27 protein-coding genes are annotated in these 26,011 nt (G+C 42.3%); 18 read left to right on the forward strand and 9 right to left on the reverse strand.

Annotated features, from left to right (window positions below):
* Window positions 1-14: 14 nt before the first annotated feature.
* The 4 genes from cysW to ACX1N5_RS05115 all read right to left on the reverse strand — a co-directional run bounded on the left by cysW (window position 15) and on the right by ACX1N5_RS05115 (window position 3,431).
* Window positions 15-902, reverse strand: a complete 888-nt coding sequence (gene cysW / locus ACX1N5_RS05100; protein ID WP_131379810.1) for a sulfate ABC transporter permease subunit CysW — start codon at window positions 900-902, stop codon at window positions 15-17.
* On the reverse strand, window positions 899-1,732 hold the full coding sequence (gene cysT / locus ACX1N5_RS05105) for a sulfate ABC transporter permease subunit CysT (RefSeq protein WP_116727151.1): 834 nt from the start codon (window positions 1,730-1,732) through the stop codon (window positions 899-901). Before cysT ends, cysW begins: the two co-directional genes overlap by 4 nt.
* Before the next feature lie 64 nt (window positions 1,733-1,796).
* Window positions 1,797-2,390: an RBBP9/YdeN family alpha/beta hydrolase gene (locus ACX1N5_RS05110; RefSeq protein WP_131379809.1), complete on the reverse strand. Its 594-nt coding sequence runs from the start codon at window positions 2,388-2,390 to the stop codon at window positions 1,797-1,799.
* Window positions 2,391-2,417: 27 nt separating this feature from the next.
* Window positions 2,418-3,431, reverse strand: coding sequence for a sulfate ABC transporter substrate-binding protein (locus ACX1N5_RS05115; RefSeq protein WP_458800348.1), 1,014 nt, complete (start codon window positions 3,429-3,431; stop codon window positions 2,418-2,420).
* A 168-nt stretch (window positions 3,432-3,599) separates the two neighbouring features.
* On the opposite strand from ACX1N5_RS05115, the gene pabC reads away from it, so the two are divergent.
* The 7 genes from pabC (at window position 3,600) to ACX1N5_RS05150 (ending at window position 9,671) form a co-directional block, all read left to right on the forward strand.
* The gene (pabC, locus tag ACX1N5_RS05120) at window positions 3,600-4,415 is read left to right on the forward strand and encodes an aminodeoxychorismate lyase (RefSeq protein ID WP_458800346.1); all 816 of its coding nucleotides are present in this window, start codon (window positions 3,600-3,602) and stop codon (window positions 4,413-4,415) included.
* A 3-nt stretch (window positions 4,416-4,418) separates the two neighbouring features.
* Window positions 4,419-5,486 carry an endolytic transglycosylase MltG gene (gene mltG / locus ACX1N5_RS05125; RefSeq protein WP_458800344.1) on the forward strand — a complete coding sequence of 356 codons (1,068 nt, stop codon included), beginning with the start codon at window positions 4,419-4,421 and terminating at the stop codon, window positions 5,484-5,486.
* Window positions 5,486-6,091: a dTMP kinase gene (gene tmk / locus ACX1N5_RS05130; protein ID WP_004751718.1), complete on the forward strand. Its 606-nt coding sequence runs from the start codon at window positions 5,486-5,488 to the stop codon at window positions 6,089-6,091. Before mltG ends, tmk begins: the two co-directional genes overlap by 1 nt.
* Before the next feature lie 325 nt (window positions 6,092-6,416).
* Entirely contained in the window at window positions 6,417-7,310 is an 894-nt protein-coding gene (locus tag ACX1N5_RS05135; protein ID WP_458800341.1) for an amino acid ABC transporter substrate-binding protein, read from the forward strand.
* A 78-nt stretch (window positions 7,311-7,388) separates the two neighbouring features.
* Window positions 7,389-8,231 carry an amino acid ABC transporter permease gene (locus ACX1N5_RS05140; protein ID WP_131379802.1) on the forward strand — a complete coding sequence of 281 codons (843 nt, stop codon included), beginning with the start codon at window positions 7,389-7,391 and terminating at the stop codon, window positions 8,229-8,231.
* A gap of 1 nt (window position 8,232) precedes the next feature.
* The gene (locus ACX1N5_RS05145) at window positions 8,233-8,910 is read left to right on the forward strand and encodes an amino acid ABC transporter permease (protein ID WP_458800339.1); all 678 of its coding nucleotides are present in this window, start codon (window positions 8,233-8,235) and stop codon (window positions 8,908-8,910) included.
* Window positions 8,911-8,927: 17 nt separating this feature from the next.
* On the forward strand, window positions 8,928-9,671 hold the full coding sequence (locus tag ACX1N5_RS05150; RefSeq protein WP_458800337.1) for an amino acid ABC transporter ATP-binding protein: 744 nt from the start codon (window positions 8,928-8,930) through the stop codon (window positions 9,669-9,671).
* Window positions 9,672-9,741: 70 nt separating this feature from the next.
* Here the strand turns inward: ACX1N5_RS05150 and ACX1N5_RS05155 are convergent, their stop codons facing one another.
* Window positions 9,742-10,332 carry a uracil-DNA glycosylase family protein gene (locus ACX1N5_RS05155; RefSeq protein WP_458800336.1) on the reverse strand — a complete coding sequence of 197 codons (591 nt, stop codon included), beginning with the start codon at window positions 10,330-10,332 and terminating at the stop codon, window positions 9,742-9,744.
* An 80-nt stretch (window positions 10,333-10,412) separates the two neighbouring features.
* On the opposite strand from ACX1N5_RS05155, the gene ACX1N5_RS05160 reads away from it, so the two are divergent.
* From ACX1N5_RS05160 to miaE, 10 genes are all read left to right on the forward strand, one after another.
* Entirely contained in the window at window positions 10,413-10,868 is a 456-nt protein-coding gene (locus tag ACX1N5_RS05160) for an acyl-CoA thioesterase (RefSeq protein WP_004751730.1), read from the forward strand.
* A gap of 148 nt (window positions 10,869-11,016) precedes the next feature.
* Window positions 11,017-12,837: a translation elongation factor 4 gene (lepA, locus tag ACX1N5_RS05165; protein ID WP_004751732.1), complete on the forward strand. Its 1,821-nt coding sequence runs from the start codon at window positions 11,017-11,019 to the stop codon at window positions 12,835-12,837.
* Between the two features lie 19 nt (window positions 12,838-12,856).
* Window positions 12,857-13,720 (forward strand): signal peptidase I, encoded by an 864-nt coding sequence (lepB, locus tag ACX1N5_RS05170; RefSeq protein ID WP_458800333.1) that lies wholly within the window; start codon window positions 12,857-12,859, stop codon window positions 13,718-13,720.
* 21 nt (window positions 13,721-13,741) lie between these two features.
* Window positions 13,742-14,119, forward strand: a complete 378-nt coding sequence (locus ACX1N5_RS05175; RefSeq protein WP_458800331.1) for a DUF4845 domain-containing protein — start codon at window positions 13,742-13,744, stop codon at window positions 14,117-14,119.
* Window positions 14,091-14,792: a ribonuclease III gene (rnc, locus tag ACX1N5_RS05180; RefSeq protein ID WP_004751736.1), complete on the forward strand. Its 702-nt coding sequence runs from the start codon at window positions 14,091-14,093 to the stop codon at window positions 14,790-14,792. Before ACX1N5_RS05175 ends, rnc begins: the two co-directional genes overlap by 29 nt.
* Before the next feature lie 2 nt (window positions 14,793-14,794).
* A complete protein-coding gene (gene era / locus ACX1N5_RS05185) occupies window positions 14,795-15,814 on the forward strand; it encodes a GTPase Era (RefSeq protein ID WP_171458146.1) in 1,020 nt (339 codons plus the stop codon).
* 24 nt (window positions 15,815-15,838) lie between these two features.
* Window positions 15,839-16,069: an NF038104 family lipoprotein gene (locus tag ACX1N5_RS05190; protein WP_458800329.1), complete on the forward strand. Its 231-nt coding sequence runs from the start codon at window positions 15,839-15,841 to the stop codon at window positions 16,067-16,069.
* An 8-nt stretch (window positions 16,070-16,077) separates the two neighbouring features.
* On the forward strand, window positions 16,078-16,794 hold the full coding sequence (gene recO / locus ACX1N5_RS05195) for a DNA repair protein RecO (RefSeq protein ID WP_458800327.1): 717 nt from the start codon (window positions 16,078-16,080) through the stop codon (window positions 16,792-16,794).
* A 14-nt stretch (window positions 16,795-16,808) separates the two neighbouring features.
* Complete coding sequence (gene pdxJ, locus ACX1N5_RS05200; protein ID WP_458800325.1) at window positions 16,809-17,537, forward strand: pyridoxine 5'-phosphate synthase; 729 nt, start codon at window positions 16,809-16,811, stop codon at window positions 17,535-17,537.
* Entirely contained in the window at window positions 17,537-18,193 is a 657-nt protein-coding gene (gene miaE / locus ACX1N5_RS05205) for a tRNA isopentenyl-2-thiomethyl-A-37 hydroxylase MiaE (protein WP_458800323.1), read from the forward strand. Before pdxJ ends, miaE begins: the two co-directional genes overlap by 1 nt.
* Window positions 18,194-18,451: 258 nt before the next feature.
* On the opposite strand, the gene ACX1N5_RS05210 is transcribed toward miaE, so the two are convergent.
* The 4 genes from ACX1N5_RS05210 to ACX1N5_RS05225 all read right to left on the reverse strand — a co-directional run bounded on the left by ACX1N5_RS05210 (window position 18,452) and on the right by ACX1N5_RS05225 (window position 24,596).
* Entirely contained in the window at window positions 18,452-19,081 is a 630-nt protein-coding gene (locus tag ACX1N5_RS05210) for an FMN-binding negative transcriptional regulator (protein ID WP_131379787.1), read from the reverse strand.
* Window positions 19,082-19,179: 98 nt separating this feature from the next.
* Window positions 19,180-20,496 (reverse strand): ammonium transporter, encoded by a 1,317-nt coding sequence (locus tag ACX1N5_RS05215; RefSeq protein ID WP_458800321.1) that lies wholly within the window; start codon window positions 20,494-20,496, stop codon window positions 19,180-19,182.
* Between the two features lie 331 nt (window positions 20,497-20,827).
* Window positions 20,828-22,144 carry an ammonium transporter gene (locus ACX1N5_RS05220; protein WP_458800319.1) on the reverse strand — a complete coding sequence of 439 codons (1,317 nt, stop codon included), beginning with the start codon at window positions 22,142-22,144 and terminating at the stop codon, window positions 20,828-20,830.
* A gap of 109 nt (window positions 22,145-22,253) precedes the next feature.
* Complete coding sequence (locus tag ACX1N5_RS05225; protein ID WP_458800317.1) at window positions 22,254-24,596, reverse strand: DUF1989 domain-containing protein; 2,343 nt, start codon at window positions 24,594-24,596, stop codon at window positions 22,254-22,256.
* Window positions 24,597-24,832: 236 nt separating this feature from the next.
* On the opposite strand from ACX1N5_RS05225, the gene ACX1N5_RS05230 reads away from it, so the two are divergent.
* Window positions 24,833-26,008 carry a sensor histidine kinase gene (locus ACX1N5_RS05230; RefSeq protein ID WP_458800315.1) on the forward strand — a complete coding sequence of 392 codons (1,176 nt, stop codon included), beginning with the start codon at window positions 24,833-24,835 and terminating at the stop codon, window positions 26,006-26,008.
* Window positions 26,009-26,011 lie beyond the last annotated feature (3 nt).

The raw sequence follows: 26,011 nt of genomic DNA on the forward strand, positions 1-26,011 counted from the left end.
GGGCACTCCAAAAATTAATTCGTTTTGTCTAACTGCGCGTTGTGTTTTTCCTGACGTACTTCCACCCATGTTTTAATGATCAGGGTGATAATTGCCAGAAATGCCAGTAACGATGCCACTGCAAAGGCTGCGCTATAACTGTATTCGTTGTAGAGAATTTCAACATGTAACGGCAGGGTATTGGTTTCACCGCGAATATGCCCCGACACTACAGATACTGCACCAAATTCGCCCATTGCCCGTGCATTACACAGAATCACACCATAGAGCAAACCCCATTTAATATTCGGCAGGGTGATTTTCCAGAATGTCTGCCATCCCGATGCTCCGAGTAAAATCGCAGCTTCTTCTTCTTCGTTGCCTTGCGCTTGCATTAGTGGAATTAATTCACGGGCAACAAAGGGCACAGTAATAAACACGGTGGCTAAAATAATGGCAGGAACAGCATATAAAATTTTAATGTCATGCTCTTGCAACCATTCACCCGCCCAACCTTGTGTTCCAAAAATCAGGACCAGCATTAGACCTGCAATCACGGGAGATACTGAAAATGGCATATCAATAATTGTGGTTAAAATCGTTTTGCCTTTAAACTGAAACTTGGCCACTGCCCAAGCTGCAGCAACACCAAATACTACGTTAATCGGTACGGCAACTACGGCAGTGAGTAAAGTTAGCTTTGCCGCAGACAGAGTATCTGGATCAACCAAGGCTTGCAGATACACATTGACCCCTTGGTGAAATGCTTCTACAAAGACCAAGATCAGCGGTAAAATTAGTAAACCCAAAAAGCTGATCAGGGCAATACTCAGTAACAGGTAACGCACCCAGACTGGTTCACGAGTTGCATCACGTTTTTGCAATTGTGCTGCATAGTTTTGGCTATTGCTTAGTGTGCTCATGACGCTACTCTCCCTGTACGACGTGTTGCCCATGCTTGCAAAATATTAATCAGAAATAAAATCGCGAAGGAAATCAGAAGCATGATCACTGCAATGGTGGTTGCTGCTGCATAATCGTATTCTTCTAAGCGAGAAATGATCATGAGTGGCGCAATTTCGGTTTTAAATGGCTGGTTCCCTGCGATAAAAATAACAGAGCCGTATTCACCTACACCACGTGCAAACGCCAAAGCAAAACCTGTAAAGATGGCAGGGAGAACGATGGGGAAAATCACATGGCGAATGGTTTGCCAGCGATTTGCACCAAGTGCTGAAGCCGCTTCTTCAAGTTCGGTTTCCAGATCACTCAGTACAGGCTGAACTGTACGTACCACAAAAGGCAAGCCAATAAATACCAGTGCAAGGGTAATACCAAGTGGAGTGTAGGCAACTTTAATTCCCAGTGGTTCTAGATACTGACCGATCCAGCCTGTGGACGCATATAAAGAGGTTAAGGCAATCCCTGCAACTGCAGTTGGCAGTGCAAAAGGTAAATCAATTAAGGCATCGACCACGCGTTTGCCAAAAAATTGATAGCGTACCAAACACCAAGCCAATAAAACGCCTAAAAATACATTTAGCAATGCAGCAGCAAGCGCAGTGGTAAAACTCAATTGCAATGCCTTTAAAATACGTGCAGAGCTGATAATCTCCCAGAAACCACTCCAACCAATACCTAACGATTTAATAAATATGGCAGATAACGGTACGAGCACAATAATTGATAGATACAGTAGGGTAAAACCCAAAGAGAGTCCAAAACCGGGGAGCACCCGTTTACCTTGTAACATGCAATACCTCAATGGTGATGATAGATCACCACAAACAAACTCAGATCAGACATAAATTGCGGAATTAATGCGGCAAAGCCGTGCCCAAACAGGGCATTCGCGAACAGGGAGAGAAATAAGGCTGCTCAATAAATGGCAGAATTTGTGGGAAAGCGCCAAAACCCGATGCGACATTGATATGTCCTACCTGACCCATATTGAGATACGGAAATTTCCATACCTCTGCCAGATGCAGTGCATCATCAAATGCCAGCCAAGGGTCATTTTCACTAATCAGCATCAAGCTTGAGAGTTCAAGTTGAAGCTGTTCAAAATAGTTGAGATAAGTATTTTGTCCTGCTTGAGCAAAACCTGTTTCACTAAATCGTGCAGGGTTAGCAGGTGCAACCAAAATCAGGTTGTTGATTTTTTCCTGCAATTCAGGATGCTGTGCTAAAGCAGCCAAACTGGTCAGGCAACCGAAACTATGTGCAATAACTTGAATCGGTTCATGGATGTTATTGACATGTGCGACCCATTGTTCAATCCATTCTTGTAAAATCGGTTGTTGCCAGTTTTGTTGCACACGGGAGCTGTTTGGCAACTGGCGTTGTAACCAAGACTGCCAGTGCTGTTCGTCACTTCCACCGACACCTGGTACGATTAAATGATGAATCATGCGCTTACTCCCGTGTTGCTGAAACCATTACTTCTTGGCGTTGTTGCTTTGAACGATTTGGTCAAACACACCGCCATTTTCAAAGTGTTCTTTCTGAACTTTTTTCCAGCCGCCAAATTCACGATCAATCGTCACGAGTTTGAGTGGCTTAAAGACACTGCTATATTTTTTTAGTAGCGCTGGGTCGCGTGGACGGTAGAAATTACGTGCAATAATGTTTTGTCCCGCAGGTGAGTAAAGGAAGTTCAAATAACCTTTTGCTAGATTAAGGTTGCCTTTTTTCTGAGCATTCTTTTCAACAATAGCGACAGGTGGTTCAGTCAAAATGGATAATGATGGCGTGATAATTTCAAATTTACCCGGTTGTTCACGCACAGCTAAATGCGCTTCATTTTCCCAAGCCAACAGCACATCACCAATCCCTCGTTCAGCAAAGGTTGTGGTTGCACCACGCGCACCTGAATCTAACACTTTGGTGTGCTGATAAATTTTGGCAACAAACTCACGTGCGGTTTTGTCGTTGCCACCTGGTTGGTGCTTTGCCCATGCCCAAGCTGAAAGATAATTCCAGCGTGCGCCGCCTGAAGTTTTTGGGTTTGGCGTAATAATATCGACGCCTGGTTTAACGAGGTCATTCCAGTCTTTAATGTGTTTTGGGTTGCCTTTACGAACCAAGAACACAATTGTTGATGTGTATGGTGTTGAGTTTTGCGGTAGTTTCTTTTGCCAGTCTGGAGGTAACAGTTTGGCTTTGTCTGCAATCACGTCGATATCTGCGGCAAGTGCCAAGGTCACAACATCGGTATTTAAGCCATCGATCACTGCGCGAGCCTGTTTGCCTGAACCGCCATGAGATTGACGGAAATTCACATCTTCGCCAGTGTGTTTTTTCCAGTATGTACCAAACTGTTTGTTAATATCGACATACAATTCGCGTGTTGGATCATAAGAAACGTTTAGAAAGTCTTTTGCGGCAAAGCTCACTGACGAGAATGACAATAGTGCTGCGAGTAATCCGACTTTTAATTGATTTCGTTGCATTTTCTTTTCCTTCATATTGGGTGCATCTTTCATGAAAAGAAGCATACGACGAGATTAAAATCTAAAAAAATAATAAAAATAGAATTTGATATGAAGAAAAGAGAAATAGAATTTAGATAGAAGTTTTTAAACTAAGCTACAAAATCAATTGCCTAGCAGATAAATCTCATGCAATGCTTTAAAAATGCACTGGCACAGCCACAAATTTCCTTGCTCGACCGAGCTTTTCATTATGGGGATGGCTGCTTTACCACGGCAAAAATTCTGCAAAATAAAATTCAGTTGAGAGACAGGCATTTACAGCGTTTGCAAGACTGCTGTCAACGTATGGCATTGCAGGTGGATTTAGCGCTGATTGACCAGACATTGGCGCAGTTAAGTGCACAGGCTGAGCTGAATGGTACACTCAAAATCATCATCAGCCGTGGAGAAGGGCAGCGTGGATATGCTTTACCTGATCATCCTGCCGATGTGTATGTATTTTATTATCCCCAAAGCATCGCTATAAGCAGTAGTTTTAGTGAAGTCTCACAAGTTGGGATACTGGATCAGCGTGTTGGTTTAACCATGCCGCAGCTTTGTGGTTTAAAAACCCTGAACCGTTTAGAACAGGTGCTTTTAAAGAAAGAAGCGGTCGAGAAACAACTCGATGAAGCACTGGTTTTAGATATTCAGGGGCGAATTGTTGAAGGAATCAGCAGCAATTGTTTTATTCTGATGAATAATCGGTGGGTGACACCTGATCTTGAGTATAATGGCGTGCGTGGTGTAATGCGGGCAGAAATTTTGCAACGTATGCAACATGCAGGAATTGAATGCTCTGAAATGGAGTTATTTCAAACTGACCTTCATCAGATTGAAGCACTATTTTTTTGTAATGCCTTGCATCCAATGCAGATCGCACAGCATTTAATGAACACCAATTTAAGCACATCTCATGCAATTCAGTTGTTTAAAGACCTTCAACTTGATCAAATTCAATAAGCTATGGCAAATCTGAAATCTAAAAAATCTAGAAAAAAGCAAACGCCTTTTTTCAAAACAACAAAATTTATTGTGGCATGCGTCGTGACAGCATGTGTCATCATGTTGTTGGTGTTTTCATCCAGCCTTTGGCGCGCCTATCCTGTTCAGGGTGAGAAGCAATTTGTTTCGATCAATGCTGGAGATAACTACTCGCGCTTGATTGATCGACTTGCCAGACAGCATAAGGTTCATTTTCCATGGGTACTTAAAATTTACCAAAAACTGATGATTCATGACACGCTAAAAGCGGGTGTCTATGAAATCAAGCGCGGCATGAGTGTGCGTCAGGTTTTAAGTATGATGTCAAATTCTGACAATGCACAAATGAGTCGTATTTTGGTAGTTGATGGTACCACCTTTAAACAATTGGTTGAGAAATTACGTAAAGACCCATTGATTGAAAAAACAGTGGTTAATTTACCAGAAGATCAAATGGTTCAGGCACTTGGCATTCCATATTCAAATCTTGAAGGGTTATTTGCACCCAATACCTATTTTTATAACAAGGGTGAATCGGATAAGAAAATTCTGCTAGATTTGTATCAGCATCAAATGGAAAATTTAAATGCTGCATGGGCAAATCGCGACCCGAACTTACCATATAAAAATAAATATGAAGCCTTAATCATGGCATCAATTATTGAAAAAGAAACCAGTCTGAACAGTGAATTAAACCAAGTCGCAGGTGTATTTATTCGTCGTTTGCAACAAGGCATGCGTTTGCAAACCGACCCAACAGTCATTTATGGAATGGGTGATAAATACACAGGTAAATTGACGAAAGACGATTTACGTACGCCAACCGCATACAACACCTATACCATGGCAGGTTTGCCGCCAACCCCGATTGCACTTCCAGGTAAAAAAGCCATTGAAGCTGCCATGCATCCAGATCATTCCGATAATGTCTATTTTGTCGCGACAGGCAATGGTGGGCATAAATTTAGTGCAACTCTGACAGAGCATAACCAGGCAGTGCAGCAATATCTTGCAGTTTTAAGAGAGAAGAAAAGTGGAGCAACGCCATAATGTTTATTAGTTTTGAAGGTACAGAAGGCGTTGGAAAGAGTACCCTGATTCAAAAAATACATGCGCATTTTGAACAGCTTGGACGCGAAGTGGTACTCACCCGTGAACCAGGTGGAACACCTCTTGCTGAAAGAATTCGGGACTTACTCCTTGCGGTAAACCATGATGAACGAATGTGTGCCGATACCGAGCTATTACTGGTTTATGCGGCGCGCAGCCAGCATTTGAGTCAAGTGATTTTGCCTGCATTGCAGCAAGGGAAAATTGTCTTGAGTGATCGTTTTTGCGATGCCAGTTTTGCGTATCAGGTCATGGGACGTGGGCTTGATGCCAGTAAACTTGAGCTTTTGAATCAGAACTTTGTGAGTTCTATGCCAGATGTTACATTTTGGTTAGATGCACCGATTGAACTTGGTATGTCACGTGCGCGTGCACGTGGCGAGCTGGATCGCTTTGAACAGGAAAAACTGGAGTTTTTTACGCGTGTACGTGAAGGCTACCGAATTTTGCATGAGAAAAATCCAAAACGTATGATTCGTTTAGATGCAACACAATCTGCTGAACATGTCTTTGAACAGGCAATGCAAGCTTTATTTACAATGTAAGTTAAGTTGTTTTTATAGGGGATATGTTAAAAACATATTCCCTATAGTTTGTGTTTAAAATGAAATAATATATTGAAAAATAAATGATTATTTAAAATAAGAAAAAGCTCTTAATTTATGAAAAATTAGACTAAAGTCTAATATTGCAACATTTTAGTTCACTCTGTGCACCAAATTGGGTATAAAAATACGATTAGTAATTTTAATTATAAAATATTACTAAATAATTGGCTTGATATTTGCTTGGGATAAGCAGGTATTTAGTCAAATCCACTTATCAGGATAAAAAAGAGCTAAAACAAACAATTAATCACAGGAGTGAATAATGAAACGTTCTTCAAAAGCAGTACTTACCTCAACCTTAATGCTTTGTATGATGGGTGGTGCAAGCCAGGTTCAAGCAGCCGATACTTTAGCTAAAATTAAAGCTACAGGAAAAATCGTCATTGGTCATCGCGAATCCTCAGATCCGATTTCTTATGTGGTGGCGGGTAAACCAGTGGGTTATGCCATCGATATTTGTAACAACGTTGCCAATGAAATCAAAAAAGAACTCAAAATGCCAAACCTTAAGGTTGAGTATAAGGCAGTTACATCTTCAACTCGTATTCCTGAATTATTGGCAGGGAATATTGACATGGAATGCGGTACCACCACTAACTCTTTACAACGTCAGCAACAGGTCAGTTTTTCAACGAACTACTATGCAACAGAAGTTCGCATGGCAGTGAAAGCAAGCTCAAATATTAAACGGATTAGAGACCTAAATGGTAAAGCCATTGTGACTACACAAGGCACAACCTCTGATAAATACATCAAAATGAATGAAAAAGGTCAATCTTTAAACGTGCAGAACGTATATGGTAAAGACCATGCTGACTCCTTTTCAATGCTTGCATCAGGTCGTGCTGCGGCATTTGTGATGGATGATAATATTTTGGCAGGCCTGATTGCTAAATCTTCAAATCCTAAATCATTTGCCATTGTAGGCCCAGTTTTGTCTTCTGAACCATACGGTATTATGCTGCCAAAAGGTGATGCAAAATTTAAAGCAGTGACTGACCGCGTTGTCATGGGTATGTGGAAATCAGGTCAGATGGACAAACTGTATAAAAAATGGTTCCAGTCACCAATCCCTCCTAAAAATGTCAATCTAAATATGGCATCAAGTACATCACTCAAAAAATTAAAAGCTCGTCCGACTGATGCTGGAATTTAAACCGCAATAATAGGATGCACTGGTCACGATGCTATGGAGAGCAGAGTGGCCAGGTTATAGTTTTTATAAGGGGAATGTATGTCTCTTGGCTCATTAAATTGGACAACTTTTTGTTCAGCATCAAATGAATATGGTGTAAACAAAGCACAATGGGCTGAAACAATCTGCCAACATATTGGTGGCACAAGCTATTCGCAATTTGCTGAAGCACCAACTTGGCTACAAATGCTTGGCAATGGTGTTATGACCATGCTGTGGACAGCCTTACTTTCATTTGTTATTGCATTTTTTTTAGGTTCATTACTTGGCGTTATACGAACACTACCCAATAAACCGCTTGCCGCGATTGGTAATCTATACGTTGAAATTTTTCGTAATATCCCATTAATTGTTCAGCTTTTTTTCTGGGCATTTGTGTTTCCTGAATTTTTACCTCAAAGCTTGAGTGCCGGTAGTGGCGAAATGGTCGCAGGTGGCTGGTGGAAAAGCTTACTCAACCATAACCCTGCCAGTATTGGGGTCATGGCTTTAGGTTTATACACTGCGGCACGTGTCTCCGAGCAAATCCGCGCAGGGATTTTAACTGTGCCGCGTGGGCAAAAATTTGCCGCATCTGCAATGGGCTTTACCACAGCTCAAAGCTATCGTTATGTAATTTTACCTGTAGCCTATCGTATTGTTTGGCCGACGATTACATCTGAGTCCATGAATATTTTTAAAAATTCAGCTGTTCTATATGCTTTAAGCGTGCTGAATTTCTTTGCTTATACCAAAACCATGCGTGAAGAAACTTCTCAGGACATCGTGATTCTGGTTTTATCAACACCTGTTTATCTCATTATTACCTATACCATTAAAGCATTTATGGCATGGATTGAGAAACGTATGTCAGTGCCAGGCTTAGGTTCAGGGGGTAAGTAAGATGGATTTTAGCTTATTACAACATCCTGATGTTACGCAGGCTTTGCTCAAAGGTTTTGGTTTTACTCTAACGGTTACATTGCTCGCGATGGTTGGCGGCATCATGATTGGTACACCACTTGCCATGATGCGCTTGTCCAGTAATGGACTGGCACGCAATTTTTCTAAATTATATGTTGACTGCTTTCGCGGTATTCCCCTGATTCAAGTGATTTTTATATTTTATTTTTTATTGCCTAAAGTTTTTGATTTTCAGTCAGATACCTATTATGGACCACTATTTGCCAGCATCATTACTTTTGCTGTCTTTGAAGCTGCCTTTTTTTCGGAAATTGTGCGTTCAGGAATTCAGTCAGTCTCTAAAGGTCAAGTATTTGCAGGTTATGCGCTCGGCTTTAGTTATGGGCAGTCCATGCGTTATGTGGTATTACCACAAGCTTTTCGCAATATGATTCCTGTATTGCTCACTCAAACCATTGTCTTGTTTCAAGACGTGTCATTGGTTTATGTGATTAGCGCACCTGATTTACTGGGAAATGCCGACACACTTGCCAACACTTATGGATCAGAAACCAAAGCGACTTTCTATTTGGTTGTGGCTGTAGTGTATTTCTGTACATCATTCTGTTTATCTAAACTCGTCAAACACTTACAAGAAAAAATCGCCATTATTCGCTAATTTTAGGAGATCGCAAAATGCCTATGATCGACATTCAACATATCTCTAAATGGTATGGTGATTTCCAGGTTTTAACCGACTGTACAACCACAATTAAAAAAGGGGATGTGGTGGTGGTCTGTGGTCCTTCAGGTTCAGGTAAATCAACCTTAATTAAAACTGTGAATGCACTTGAGCCTTTTCAGAAGGGCGACATTATTGTAGATGGTGTTTCACTTAAAGACCCAAAAACCAACCTTGCCAAATTCCGTTCACGTGTCGGTATGGTGTTTCAGCACTTTGAATTATTTCCGCATATGACTGTGCTTGAAAACTTAACGATTGCCCAAGTCAAAGTGCTCAAGCGCAACATGACTGATGCACGTGCCAAAGCGACTCAATACCTTGAACGTGTGGGTTTGCTGGCACATAAAGATAAATTTCCGGGGCAGCTTTCAGGTGGTCAGCAGCAGCGTGTGGCGATTGCCCGTGGTTTGTGCATGGATCCGATTTGTATGTTGTTCGATGAACCGACTTCGGCACTTGACCCTGAAATGGTAGGTGAAGTACTGGATGTGATGATACAGCTTGCCAATGAAGGCATGACCATGATGTGTGTCACCCATGAAATGGGGTTTGCGAAAAAAGTATCCAATCGTCTGATTTTTATGGATCAAGGTCAGATTCTGGAAGACTGCACAACTTCTGAGTTTTTTGGAAATTTGCATGTGCGTCATGAACGCGCCAAACAGTTCCTAGATAAAATTCAAGCCGTTCACTAAGTCGGTGAGTTGAAGCAAAATGACCACAATATGCAGACGTATATTGTGGTTTTTTTTATGGCTATAGCATTTAAAGTAAACCAATATTTTTAAAGAAATCCGCGTAAATTTCTGCCTTTTTTTCCAAAGCCAATGGGTATGCCCGTGAGCTTGAAGGTAACCGATATAAGTTGAGTGAACGATTAAGAAAATTAACCTGACTGGGTGCTGTAAATTTTGGCTTGAGCGTATCTTCTGGGAAATTGGTCATGAGTGTATCTGTCGCTTTGTCACCTGTGGTCATAATGCTATGACATTCAGGAATTTTGTTAAGTAAAGCTGACAAGTCTGTTGCCTGAACCACCTGTAAAAATTGATCTGAAGCATTACCTTTTAGTCGAATTACTTCACAAGCCGCATCAAAAATTGCAATGCCTTTTCCAGTCAGAAACTCTTCAATTTGAGGCTGAAAGAAGTTTTTATTATCAAGGTCTAAAAAATGATTTTTATCATTAAAAAAGCAGATTCCCATAATCCGCCACATGTCGTTTTGAAAATTGGGATAGTAAAATCGCATTTTCCATTTATTTTGAGGTGGTGGGAAACTGCCCAGCATCAGTAATTGGGCATTTTGAGGTAGGAACGGATGCAAAGGATGGGTTTCGGTCATAGATTCAGACATGATTTTGTTCAATTCTTGCAGAAGCTGTAAACAGTGTAGCAAAATACTCACTTTGATGATTGCATGATGTTGCTAGGGACATGACGACTTTTTTTGATTTGGAAATACAGGTTCAGCCTGAACATATTGACCTACTTGGACATGTTAATAACGTGGTGTATGTCAGCTGGATGCAGGATGTTGCACATGCGCATATTGCAGCTTTAGGTGTAGGGCTTGAACAATATATGCAAATGAAACATGCCATGGTCGCAGTCGAACATCAAATGCAATATCGTAAGGCAGCACTTGAAGGAGATCAGCTGATTTTGAGAACATGGTTCTCCGATTTAAATGCCATGTACTCATTTCGCGAATATGCTTTTTTTAGAGTCAGAGACCAAGCCCTGATTTTTCTCGCAAAAACCAAATGGACCTGTATTGAAATTGCCACAGGTCGTCCAAAGCGTATGTCACCGACCTTTTTAAATGCTTATCAGCCGCTTGACCCTGAAATTAATCCGTATGATTTTTCAGATAAAATAGAAGCTTCCTAATTTTTCAGCGAATCATCTCTAGTGGCTTAAATAATGGATACTTTAAAATATCCATCTGCTATAATCCTCGCAATTTCGTTAACGGTTTGTGCTGTGTACAACATGAATTTTAGCGTACATAGCGATTTTTAATTTCTTAAGGTAGCCCATGGCGCAAGCTAAAAAATCTGTTGATATCAAAAATATACGTAATTTTTCTATTATTGCGCATATCGACCACGGTAAGTCCACGCTGGCAGACCGTTTCATTCAAATGTGCGGTGGTTTGCAAGAGCGTGAAATGCAAGCTCAGGTCTTGGACTCGATGGAGCTTGAGCGTGAACGTGGGATTACCATTAAAGCGGCCTCAGTAACACTGTACTATACCCATCCAAACGGTCAGGAATATCAGCTTAACTTTATTGACACACCTGGACACGTAGACTTTTCTTATGAAGTTTCGCGCTCTTTGGCAGCGTGTGAAGGAGCTTTACTGGTTGTGGATGCAGCACAAGGTGTTGAAGCACAATCGGTTGCAAACTGTTATACCGCTATTGAGCAAGGTCTGGAAGTTTTACCGATCCTGAACAAAATTGACTTGCCTCAAGCTGAACCTGAGCGTGTGATTCACGAGATTGAAGAAATTATCGGGATTGAAGCAACAGATGCACCAACTTGCTCGGCAAAAACTGGTTTGGGCGTTGAAGGTGTATTGGAGCGTCTGGTTGATGTGATTCCAGCACCTGAAGGTGATCGTGATGCACCGCTTCAAGCTTTAATTGTCGATTCATGGTTTGACAACTATTTAGGTGTTGTCTCATTGGTTCGAATCAAGCAAGGTCGTATCCGTAAGGGCGACAGAATGCTGGTAAAATCAACAGGTCAGGTTCATCCTGTTACATCTGTTGGTATTTTTAATCCAAAACATACCGAAACAGATATGCTCGAAGCAGGTGAAGTTGGTTTCGTGATTGCAGGGATTAAAGATATTTTTGGTGCGCCAGTGGGTGATACCATCACGCTTGCAGCGACACCAGAAGTCGCTACTTTACCTGGTTTCAAAAAAGTGAAACCGCAGGTGTATGCAGGGCTGTTTCCAATTGATTCAAGCGATTTTGAACCGTTCCGTGAAGCGTTGCAAAAGCTACAAATCAATGACTCGGCATTATTCTTTGAACCTGAAAGTTCAGATGCGCTTGGTTTTGGTTTCCGCTGTGGCTTCTTGGGCATGTTACACATGGAAATCGTACAAGAACGTTTAGAACGTGAGTATGATTTAGACCTAATCACTTCAGCGCCTACTGTAATTTATGAAGCGGTGACCAAAGCAGGCGAAACCATTTATATCGACAGCCCATCAAAAATGCCTGATGGTTCAATGGTTGAAGATTTACGTGAGCCGATTGCTGAGTGTCATATTCTTGTGCCACAAGAATATTTGGGTAATGTCATGACCTTGTGTATTGAGCGTCGTGGTATCCAAAAAGACATGAAATTCTTGGGGAATCAGGTTTCAATCAGCTTTGATATTCCAATGGCTGAAGTAGTGATGGATTTCTTCGACCGTTTGAAATCATGTTCACGTGGCTTTGCATCATTAGATTATAACTTTGTGCGTTTTGAAAGTGCGAGTTTGGTCAAAGTCGATGTCTTGATCAATGGCGATAAAGTCGATGCCTTGGCAATGATTTGTCACCGTAACGATGCACGTTACCGCGGTAATGCTTTAGTGGAAAAAATGAAAGATTTGATTCCACGTCAAATGTTTGATGTTGCAATTCAGGCTGCAATTGGTGCCCAGATTATTGCACGTTCGACAGTGAAGGCAATGCGTAAGAATGTGTTGGCAAAATGTTATGGTGGTGACGTATCCCGTAAGAAAAAATTGCTTGCGAAACAAAAAGAAGGTAAAAAACGTATGAAGCAAGTGGGTAATGTTGAAATCCCACAAGAAGCCTTCTTAGCCGTTTTACAAGTCGATAAAAAGTAAGTGTCTTTAGGAAAAGTCCATGGATTTTGATTTTAATTTGATCCTCGTTCCCGTTACCTTGATTTTGTTCTTTGTCTGGTTACTTGACAAAGTTAAATTAAAGCAGCGAGCGAATAAAGGTAAAGGCAATGAACATTTTATTGTCACATGGGCTTATGACTTCTGGCCAGTTCTAGCAGTTGTATTGATTTTACGTTCATTCTTATATGAACCATTTAATATTCCTTCAGATTCCATGGTACCGACCTTGGAAACTGGGGATTTTATTTTGGTGAATAAATTTGATTATGGTATTCGCTTGCCACTCATCAATAAAAAGGTGATCAATGTCGGTGAGCCACAGCGTGGTGAGGTGATTGTTTTCCGTTATCCTTTACAACCTAATATTAGCTATATTAAGCGTGTTGTAGGTTTGCCAGGTGATCACCTGGCTTATCATGACGGTAAACTCTTTATCAATAATCAAGCTGTTGCAACAACTGTAACTCAGTTTAAACGCGACAAAGACCAGTTGTCTTCATTTGAAGCCAAATATACTTATGAAACTTTAGGCACGCACAAGCATTTGGTACGCCATCTTGAAGGGCGTGATCCTTTAGTTGAACAGTACAACTATGCCATGAGTGCTAATCAGGCAAGTGCAATTCCATTTGTTGCCAATCTGAATAAAACCTTTGTGCAGAATGATGGTAAAGCTTGGGAGGTTACTGTGCCTCAGGGACATTATTTTGCGATGGGCGATAACCGCGATGAAAGTGCTGATAGTCGTTTTTGGGGATTTGTTCCCGAAGAAAATCTGACAGGTCGTGCTTTTTATGTCTGGATGCATAAAGAACCTGGTTTGCATCTTCCAAGTTTTTCCCGAAATGGTAAAATTGACTAAAAATTAACTTGGATAATAAAAATGCATAAACTTCAACGTGGGGCATCGTATAGCACTTTTCTTTTGGTACTAATTATTTTTTCAATCGTGCTAAAAGTTGTGGTAGCAATTTGGCCAGCATATTGGGATGATCATATTATTGATAAGCAGATTCAATCAGTTCTAGATGACAATGCAGCAGCACTTAGTTCGGATAAATTTGTATCTGCTATGAATGAGCGGTTATCAATGAACAATATCTATGATCTAAAGATCGAAGATATTGCCAAGGTGTCGAATGATGGTGGACAATTGCATGTGGCGAAGCACTATGAAGTGCGTCGGCATTTGTTATTAAATATTGATGTAGTTTTAAGCTTCGAGAAAAATTTTGATCAAAGGACAGTCCAAGCTAAGTAATTTTCGCTTAGCTCAGCAAATCGGCTATGAATTTAAGCAACCTGAACTCTTACAGCTTGCTTTAACTCACCGATCCGTGAGTCATAAACATAACTATGAGCGCCTAGAATTTCTAGGCGATTCATTGTTAGGAATGATGATTGCACATTACCTATATCATGCTTATCCGTATGAAAACGAAGGGCGCCTGACGCGGATGCGAGCAACTCTGGTCAGACAGGAAGCTTTAGGAAAAATTGCCAATGATTTGAAATTAAGCCAGTATATGATTATGAGTACAGGCGAATTAAAGTCAGGTGGTCATCATCGTGAGTCTATTTTAGCCGACACAGTCGAAGCGATTATTGGTGCTATTTATCTCGATTGTGCAGATTTGGAAGTGCTGAAAAAAATTGTTCTAAAATGGTATATACCTTATTTCAGTCATATTGAGCCAACAGATCAACTCAAAGATCCTAAATCTCGGTTACAAGAATATTTACAAGCACACAAAAAGCCTTTACCTGTCTATGAAGTGACTGATATTCAGGGTGATGCACCCAATCAGCATTTCAGAGTGGTGTGCAAGGTGGAAGATTTTCCAATCACACAGGGTGAAGGTAACAGTCGACGTTTTGCAGAACAGTCTGCAGCGGCTGAAATTTTAAAATTATTGGAGCAAAAAACAGCATGACGATGTCATCTGATCAACCAGACGATCAACCTGTGAACCCTGAAGATTCTGATTTGATTAATCAATTTTTTAGTTCACAAAATACCACGATACCTGCTGACTTCCGAAGTGGTTTTGTGGCAATTGTTGGTCGTCCGAATGTAGGCAAGTCGACATTAATGAATCACTTGCTTGGGCAAAAGCTGTCTATTACTTCACGTAAACCACAAACAACACGCCATAAAATTATTGGAATCGACACGCGAGAGAAATCGCAAGCGGTTTATGTAGATACTCCAGGGATGCACAAAAAAGAAGTGCGTGCCATCAATAAAATGATGAACCGCGCAGCGCATTCAGCACTACGTGATGTGAATTTGGTATTATTTGTCGTTGATGCGTATAAGTGGACACCAAATGATGATTTGGTGTTAGAGAAACTGCAAAATGCACAAATGCCAGTGATTCTGGTCATCAATAAAGTCGATACGCTTGAAGATAAAAAATCATTGTTGCCACTGATTTTGGAGCGCGCTAAGCTCATGAAATTTGCAGAAATTGTTCCTGTTTCTGCATTGCGCGGCGCAAATCTTGATCAGTTACGTAATACCATTGAAAGTTATTTGCCATTCTCTGAACCATTGTACTCACCAGACCAGATTACCGATCGTTCTGAGCGTTTCTTGGCGAGTGAAATTATTCGTGAAAAAATTATGCGCCAGCTCGGTGAAGAGTTGCCTTATGATTTAACAGTACAAATTGAATCTTTCCGTACTGAAGAACCAACTGTGCATGAAAAAACTGGACGCTTAAAGCCAGCATGTACTTATATCGATGCGACCATTTTTGTAGAACGCCAAGGTCAAAAAGCCATTGTGATTGGTGATAAAGGTGCGAAGCTGAAGCGTATTGGTATGGAGGCGCGCGTTGACATGGAAAAAATGTTCGAGCAAAAAATCATGCTGACGCTTTGGGTGAAAGTCAAAGGTGGTTGGTCAGATGATGAACGTGCATTGAAAAGTTTAGGTTATAGCGATATTTAATCGTTTTACCATAAGGGGAACAGCATGATGCGAGTAGGAATAATTTTGGCTGCTGTGATTTTATTGCAGGGCTGTATTACGAGCTTGGTGACTGTTCCCGTCGAGATTGCCTACAAGACCACCAAAGGTGTGGTCAAGGGCACCGCAGCAGTTGTACGTGCTGTGACCCCAGATGGGGATGATGACAAAGATAAAGAACAAGATAAACAAAAAGATCAACAAAAAGATCAACAAAAAGACCAAGAGAAAAATTAAACTGTTTCATGCGCAATGAAGTCTTACATGGGTATCTCATTCATCACCGAAAATACCGCGAACGTAGTCAGATAGTTCATATTTTTAGCCAAGAATATGGGCGAATAGATGGTGTATTACGACAAAACTCGCCACCACAATATCAGCCATTGCGCTTACAGGCTTCTGGCAAATCAGAACTCAAAAACTTTAGTCATCTGGAAATTCAATCCCAACCGATTTTTTTTCATGGGGATGCTTTCTTTTGTGGTTTCTACCTGAATGAACTGATTTTACGTTTATGCCCATTAGAAGAAGCCTTGCCACAGAGTTTTTTGCAATATGCATCGGCAGTCCAAAATTTACAGCATTTAAATCTGAAAACTGAAACAGAAAAACCTATATTTTTAAAGCAGATTTTACGTCAGTTTGAGCATGTATTATTGCAAGAATTGGGTTATGCAATTGATTTTTCAAAAGATGCTAATCAGAATGATCTTGTGCCTGAAGCCTATTATCAGTTCCATCTCAATGAAGGTTTTTTACCTGCGGTTAGTCATAGCCCTGCAAACTTGCAAGGCGAAATGATTTTAGGCATGCAATCACATATTCAGGGTGGGGATTTTTCTGTACAGCAGTTACAATGTCTCACCAAGCTTTACCGACAAATGATAACCGCACTTTTGGGCGAACGACCCTTGAAAAGTCGGCAGTTGTGGATACAGCATCGTCAAGTTCAGAACTAAATAGGAAATACGTTATGGCTGCCTTACTGGGTGTAAATATTGACCATGTCGCGACTTTAAGACAGGCGCGTGGAACCCAATATCCTGATCCTGTCAAAGCTGCACTCATTTGTGAGCAGGCAGGTGCAGAAGGAATTACCTTGCATTTGCGTGAAGATCGTCGTCATATTCAAGATGATGACGTGCGTCGCATGCGCCCAGCATTGAAGACACGTATGAATTTGGAATTGGCAGTGACTGATGAAATGGTGGCATTTGCCAAAGAGATCCAGCCACATCATGTTTGCTTTGTACCTGAAAAACGTCAGGAATTGACCACGGAAGGTGGTCTGGATGTTGTCGGTAACTTTGAACATGTTAAAGCTGCGACTCAGGAACTCACTGCGATTGGTTGTGATGTATCGTTGTTTATTGATGCGGATGTCGCACAAATTGATGCAGCGGTAGCTTGTGGTGCACCGACCATTGAGCTGCATACAGGTGCTTATGCCGATGCAGAAACCCCTGAAGCACAGCAACACGAATTGCAACGCATTATTCAGGGTGCTGAATATGCCGTGGCAAAAGGTCTGGTGGTGAATGCAGGTCATGGTTTGAATCTGGAGAATGTGGCACCGATTGCTGCGATTCCACAAATTCATGAATTGAACATCGGACATTCGATTATTGCAGATAGCGTATTTGTCGGTTTGGAACAAGCAGTACAACAAATGAAAGCTGCAATTCAGGCAGCGAGTGAATAATGTCAACGCCAGATTATGATGAATTGATGCAGCCTGTCATCGGTTTTTTAGGCTGTGAAACCCCTAAAGCATGGTTAGATGAAGCATTGAATAATCTAGAATTATTGATGCAAGATCATGCTAACTGTGAAAAAAAGGCTGCTGGAACAGCGATGAATCTGATGTTCCGTTATAGCTTCTTTACCGATTTGCAGGTCAAACTGGCACAGCTGGTACGTGAAGAAATGCTGCACTATGAACAAGTGTTAGAGTTCATGGCAAAGCGTGGTCAGGAATGGAAAGCCGTGAGTGCAGGGCGTTATGCGGGTGGTCTACGCAAAGAAATCCGCACTTATGAGCCTGAAGCACTGGTGGATGTCCTGATTATCGGGGCATTTGTAGAGGCACGTTCATGTGAACGATTCTATGCTTTAGCACCACTGGTTGATGAAGAGTTAGGGCGTTATTATCGCTATTTGCTCAAGTCAGAGTCACGCCATTATGAAGATTATTTGGCGCTTGCACTTGATGTGGCAAAAACTGCAAAAATGAAAAAACCTGAAGAAGATATTCAGCAGCGTATTGCACATATTCGTGAAGTTGAAAAAAACCTGATCTTAGATCCTGATGATATTTTCCGCTTCCATAGTGGTGTGCCTGCAACGGTTGCAGCATAAGTAAAGCATATCAAAAATTTTCTAAGATTTAGAATAATGCCAGTCAGTAAAGAAGCTGACTGGCATTTTCTTTTTTAATTTTAAATGTTTTGTGATTTTCAGCAGAGCCATTTACAAGGTTTTTTCTTGTGATGCAGGGCTTCTCATTAATATGCTTTTAAAGTCAGGATTTAGAGTAAATATATAAAAATTAATCACTTATTGTAAAACCCCTTAACAGATAACCATTACAACGTTAAAGGTTTTATCGGCGTAAATTTATTCTAATAATGTACTTTGTACAGACTGTGATAAAGCCAGATTGCCTTGTTCAGCCAGTCCTTTGACTACACCTTGACGGTCTTTAACCGAACGGTTTTGACTGATCTTGAATTTGCCTTGCAGCTCGGTGATTTCAATTTCAATCCCGACAATTTCACGTAGCAATTCAGCCACATAGTCTGCAGGCGCATCTGACATTTTCCACGGCTGTGGTTGAGTTGCTTCATGTTGGCGGGTTAGGCGCGCCAATAAACCGCGTAGAAATTTTTCGTCATCATGAATACGGATTTTGCCGCGAACATGCACCACGCGATAGTTCCATGTGGGTACAGCCCGATGATGCTGTAATTTTTCAGGATACCAGTTGGGCGAAATATAACCTTGATCAGCTTGGAATACGACCAAAACTTCATCTTGATCTTGGAGTTGCTGAAATAATGGATTTTCACGGGAAATATGGGCTTTAAGAACACCTAAACTTTGGGTTTCTGTGCAGAGTTCAAACGGAATATGATTGGCATCGAGTCGTCCATCGTGCTGGGTCATCAGGCAGCCGAGAGCATTGTTATTGATTAAATCATATAAAGCATCTAAATTTTTTTCTTCAAACTGCGCAGGAACGTACATGTGGTGATCCTTAAATATGCAAAACCTCAGACAAAAAATCCGCAGTGTTCAACTGCGGATGTTGGCTTGAGTGTGGCATAGCCGATTACAATAAGCAATTAAGGATTATAGGCTTTTTCATTGTGATCGCTCACATCCAGGCCTTGCTGTTCTTGTTCGATGCTGACCCGTAAGCCGATAGTTTTATCAATCACAGTCAAAATTAGCCATGTGAAGAAACCGCAGTACACAACAGTCAAACCAATTCCCATGAGCTGGATAACAACTTGAGAGCCAATAACCAAATTGGCAATGTTACCGCCTAGAGAGGGTGCAGCGAAAATACCTGTCAAAACTCCACCGACCATACCGCCGATACCATGCAAGGCAAAGACATCGAGTGCATCGTCAAAACCAAATTTTCGTTTTAGACCTGTTACTGCAAAGAAGCAGCAAACACTGGTGATGAGGCCGATAGCAATAGCACCGAATACTCCCACATAAGCTGCCGCAGGCGTAATGCCAACCAAACCAGCAATAGCACCAGAGGCGAGACCTAAAGAAGTAACATGACCTGTTATGGCCTTTTCAATCAACATCCAGCCGACAATTCCACCGCAAGTCGCAATCATAGTGGTCATAAGAACCAAGCCTGCTGTGGTATTGGCTGCTAGTGCCGAGCCAACATTGAACCCGAACCAGCCTGCCCAAAGCAGTGCTGCACCGATCATGGTAAAGACCAAGTTATGTGGAGGCATAGATGCGGTTGGCCAACCTTTACGCTTACCTAAAATCAGTGCCCCAACCAGTGCAGCAACTCCTGAATTGATATGTACGGCTGTACCGCCTGCAAAGTCGAGTACGCCCCAGTTGTGCATGATTGCACCTGCACCACCCCAGACCATGTGTGCCAGTGGCCCATAAACTAAAATCAGCCAAAGTGCACCAAACAAAACCACAGCGCTGAATTTCATGCGTTCAGCGTAGCCACCCACAGCAATGGCTGGAGTAATCATGGCGAAGGTCATCCCAAAGACTGCGATCACATATTCGGGTACACCCGCGATGAGTGTTTTCTCGTTAATTCCATGCATAAAAGCTTTGTTTAAGCCACCAACAAAACTGTACAAATTCAGCGAGCCTTCAGTCATGCCTGTGGTATCGGCAACCAAGCTATATACAAAACTCACCCATAAAATACCGACAACAGCAGCGATGGCAAAGAATTGCGAAAAAATCGACAGGATATTTTTAGCGCGAATCATGCCGCCATAAAATAGTGCCAAGCCTGGAATGAACATGATCAGCACTAAAATGGCAGAGATCATTACCCAAACTGTAGATGCAGCATCGAAGGGTGCATCAGCAGCAAATGCGTAGACAGGGGTAAACAGCAGGCTCCCCAAAGCCAATTTAACCAGAGAACGGGAAATCATAGATCCTTCCTGTATGCAAAAAGTTAGGCGAAGATGCGGTTTTAAAAATTAAAATATATGGTTTGCTAATATTCTTTCAGAGAATATTAATTTCATTTTGGTTATAAGCAATTCTTGTACCAAATTTTATGAAAAGTGAATTTAATATAACGACTGAGAAATCAAAGGTTTGTTTTTAATAGATAATCTTGTCTGGATAAAGAAACAGCTATATTTTGTGAACAGAAAATGTGCATAAATACGTTAAAATAGTAGGGAATTGCAATCAATTGGCGCAAAAAAATCGGGCAGAAGCTGCGCTTCTGCCCGATTGAAAAAGTATTTAAAATGTTTAGTTATAAGCGCGCTCGTTATGATCGCTCAGATCGAGACCTTTTTCTTCCTGTTCATGTGAAACACGCAAACCAACAGTCATTTCAATCACTTTGAAGATACCCCAAGTACAGACTGCGCTATAGACAACAGTCACACCAATTCCGATGAGTTGTGAAATAAACTGTGTACCAAAATCCAGACCTGCAATATTGCCACCCAACAGTGGTGAGGCAAAAATACCTGTCAAAATTCCACCAACCATGCCGCCAATTCCATGTAGGGCAAAGACATCGAGAGAGTCATCAATGTTGAGCACGTTTTTAAGGCGAGTGACCGCATAGAAGCAGACCATACCTGTGATTAGCCCGATTGCTGCTGCACCAAACACGCCGACATAAGCTGCCGCTGGAGTAATGCCGACCAGACCTGCAATGGCACCAGAAGCAAGACCTAAAGACGTGGTGTGTCTGTCGAGAACTTTTTCAATGATCATCCAGCCCACAATGCCCGCACAAGCAGCGACTTGAGTATTCATCATGATCAAGCCTGCACTTGCATTGGCTGCCAGTGCTGAACCGACGTTGAAACCGAACCAGCCTGCCCAAAGTAAACCCGCACCGATGAAGGTATAGACCAAGTTGTGTGGGGCAATATTTTGGGTTTTCCAGTCTTTACGACGTCCGATGATCATTGCACCAACCAAAGCGGCAATCCCTGAGTTGATATGTACGGCTGTCCCGCCTGCAAAATCAAGTACTCCCCAGTTATGCATGGCAGAACCGACACCGCCCCAGACCATGTGTGCCATAGGTGCGTAAACAATAGTTGTCCATAAAATCACAAAAATAACCATTGCACTAAACTTCATGCGTTCTGCATAACCACCGACCACAATCGCAGGGGTAATCATGGCAAAGGTCATGCCGAATACTGAGGTTACATATTCAGGAATATCGCCCATGAGAGACTGATCGGTGATGCCTCGCATAAAGGCTTTGTCGAACCCACCAACAAAACTGGCAAGGTTAAAAGTCCCGTCATGCATGCCTGTGGTATCGACAATCATGCTGTAAATATGGGTAATCCACATCAGCCCGATAATGCCTGCAAAGGCAAAAAACTGGGTACAGATCGACAGCACGTTTTTACTGCGCAGCATGCCGCCATAAAATAAGGCAAGCCCTGGAATAAACATGATCATGACAAAAACAATCGATGTCATGACCCATGAGGTCGATGTTTGATTTAATGTTGCTGTTTGTGCTGCCTGAGCAAATTGTGGCGACAACAATAAACAACCCAAGACTAAGCTCGAAATAGAACGGATATTCATATTTCTCTCCTCGTGTAATGATCACAATACGTTGCGTTTTGCCGAAACAAAACATCCATTTTTTGTAGATTGCCCAGTTTGTACTCGGCAATCAGGAGAATTGAAAAACTTAGGCACGTACCCGTGTGCGTTCGGGATCGTAAAATGGTAAATTGACCACTTTGGCTTTGAGGCGTTTCTTTTGCCCATCAAGTTTGCCAACTTCTAAAGGGGTCTCGGCACTGGCGTATTGCGGGGCAACCCGACACAGCGCAATCTGTTTTTTCAGTAAAGGTGAATTGGTGGCGCTGGTGACGACACCGACAGGGTAGCGATCCACATAAATCAGGTCGCCGTGTTCAGCAGCTTCATTTTGTTCCAAGATTAAGCCCACCAATTTATGTCGACTTTGAGCGGTCTGGTTTTGCATGGCTTGCTTGCCCAAGAAGTCTTCTTCTTTACTTTTTAATGGAACGGTAAAACCAATGCCTGCTTCAAAGGGATTGGTTTGTGCATCAAATTCATGTTGTGCAAAAATCAGACCTGCTTCGATGCGCAGCATATCCAGTGCTGCAAAACCCATTGGCGCAATTTCAAAAGCTTGTCCTGCCGACCAGATCGCATCCCAGACCTGTTCAGCATGAGTAGGGTGACACCACACTTCAAAGCCCAGCTCGCCTGTATAGCCTGTACGTGAGACCATGACGGGAATGCCTTGGGCATTGCCTAAGCGCCCGAGGGTGAAATGGAACCACGCCAGTTGGTCGAGGCTGGGTTGATACTCAGGTGTCCAGATGAGTTGCTTGAGCAACTCGCGACTACGAGGCCCCTGAACAGCAACATTGTGAATTTGATCTGAAGAATGTCGAATACTGACCCGATATCCGAGTTCTTGAGCTTTTTGTTTCAGCCATGTACCTGTGTATTCATCGCCACAGACCCAGCGAAAGTTGTTTTCTCCCAAACGGAAAATCGTGCCGTCATCCAGCATACCGCCTGTATCGAGACAAATCGCAGAATAAGCAATTTCGCCAATTGCCAGTTTGCGTACATTGCGAGTGAGCATGTATTGCAAGAAACTTTCTGCGTCTGGGCCTGTAATTTCAAATTTGCGTAAAGCTGTTAGGTCGATCATGGCCACACGTTCACGACACGCCAGATATTCGGCTTTAGCGCCCCAGCCATGATACTCATTAGCCACCCAATAACCATGATATTCAACCAGTTGTGAGGTTAGGGCGGCAATACGGGAATGAAAGCCACTTTGTTTGGTCATGCGGGGCATCTCCTCAGGATGGGTACGGTACAGTTGGGAACGTGCAAATTGCTCGGATTCGGCATAAATTCGCACATGAATATCGCTGGGAACCCAACCGTTGGATGGGTCAATGTCATCGGGGCAGGCGGATGATGCACAGAGCAGATCTTTGTGCGCACGCAACAAAATGTAGTCGCCTGCACGTGACCACGGCTCGTCCATGCTGATGCTGCCGCAGGGTTCAACTTGAGTGTTGTAGAAAAAATTAATGGCTGGCCATGCTGCTTTGGGAGCAAGTCCCAGTGGATTTAAAATACGGTTAAAGTTTTCGGTACAGGAGGTATGTCCAAAGTAGCCACTGTCTTCATAAAATTTTGGACTACAGGCGGTGAGAAACATGTCATGTCGCCCAACTGTATCTTGAACCGCTTCAACCAAGGCTTGCATGTCTGTGCCATAAAAGCGTGAGTGAATGCCTGGACTTGGGGTGCTATGACCCAGTAGTGTGCGTGTTGCGACTGCATCTAGCCCGATTTCTTGACCTTGACTCAGTGCATTGGCATCGAAGGCTAAAAAGTCCGAGCATTGCTTGCCCGAAACATCAATAATCTGAATCCATTGTCCCGCTTTCACGCGATAGGTTTTGGCACTGGCTTTACTGACACGGATCTCCTGAATCGGTTGTGCCAGTGGTGCAGGCAGATATTCAGTCTGCGGTTTGGCTTTATGAATCATCACTTGAACTTCGTCGATGGCATCCTGCTGATCGACCTGCATATTTTTTCCCGTATTAAGCACAATCACGGAAAGGGGTTCAGGCGCATGAAAACGAACTTGCTCAGTGTGTTGAACACGTAACACCACGTCTAAATCAGTTTGAGCAATATTGAATTTTTGCAACTGGTATTCAAGACGCTGAGCAACGCTGTCTTGTTGCACAAGTTGTTCAAGCGTTTGTACTGCTGTTCCAATGCCGATAATGCCATTTGGGCTGACCAGTTGCAGTAAGGGCAATTGGATTTTACCTTGTGCATTTCGCACCAGGATTTCAATGCCTTGACCTGTTGGAAGATGCAGTTCGAAGTCATCTTGAGCATTGAGTTCAAATATTGCTGCTGATTGTGGATCAACCCGTAACTGAATCTGTTGCAGTGCTGTTTGTAAATGAAAAAACTGCTCAGTTTCGACTGAAAGATGCTGTGATAAATTGCCCATATGCATTGCCTTTGCGCTGTTGTCCTCACTTGCATCACCACACGCCCATTTGCCTGTTGTCATGCCTTGATGAGTTTCAATATCGCCAGTTCAAAAACAGATCACAATTGCCCAGAATGATTACTCACAATGAGGTAAAAACTGATTTTGGCATGAATAATGCTCAAAATTTATAACTATCAAGAATAAAATGGGGCAAAAATGCAGTGGATTGGGCAATACGATATGGAGCAAGTATGAAAGTTTGGCAGTCTTTGTCGCAGGTATGGCAAAAGCGTCGAACCGGTGCAGATGTAGCAGAAACCTCGCTGCAACAGCAGCTCTTGGCCGCACAATTTGAGGTGGTATTGCTCCGACTGATGCTGAATATTGCCCGTGTTGAGCAGCCTAATGAACAATTGCCTGCGCTATTGCATGATCTGCAACAACAACTCGACAGCACTTTTGCAATGCAGCATGTACCAAAACTGTGCTTTGTGTTGTGCTATCCATTTACACAGGAATGTTTTATTTACCATGCCCAAAGCACACAGCTTGAACGACAAGATTTAAACCAGATTCAGTCTGTGCTGTTAAATCAGACCTACTATGCACAGTCGCAAGTTGAGAACCTGCTACAGATTCAGAACCATCAGGCTCGCTTGTTGGTGCTTGGGCAAGAAATGGTGGTGTGGCGTTTGTATGTACAACAGATCAATGGGATAGAAAGCAGTATCCAGCCGTATTTACAACAACTCGATGATGCCTTGCAACAAGGCTTTCAGCACTGGATTGAACAGCAACAAAAACGGCAGGCAATTTTACTCAAAGAGCGCCGTGAATTTGCTGCAGAACTTCATGACAGCATTGCACAGGTACTGGGTTTTTTACGCCTGAAATCGGTACAACTGCACAGCCTTTGTAAAAATCAGCCGACTTATAGCGCACTGTTACCATTGAGTGAAGATCTTGCCAGTTATACCCATTATGCCTATCAGCAAACGCGTGAATTGATTACGGCTTCACGTTTAGCCTATCAAGAACTGGATTTTGCTTCAGCACTAAAAAAAGTCATGGATGAATTTGCACATCAGTCCAGCATTTCCTTTGAACTGGACAATCGTGTAGCACATCTGAACGTTAGTGCCAAATATGCCATGCAACTGCTCTACATTATTCGGGAAAGCCTGAGCAATGTGGTGCGACATTCTCATGCTTCAAGCGCACAGGTACGTATTGAATATCTGGCTTCAGGGGCATTGCAGATTTGTATTTGTGACAACGGACGTGGCATTCAATTAAAGAACAAACGCAGTGATAGTTTTGGTCTGGAAATCATGCAGGAGCGAGCGGAACGCATTGGGGCGGAACTACGTTTTGTTTCCAATTCGCCGCAAGGCACCTGCGTCATGCTGCATTTAGAACAACATTAGAGG

This window comes from Acinetobacter sp. ANC 4636 (genome assembly GCF_054454555.1).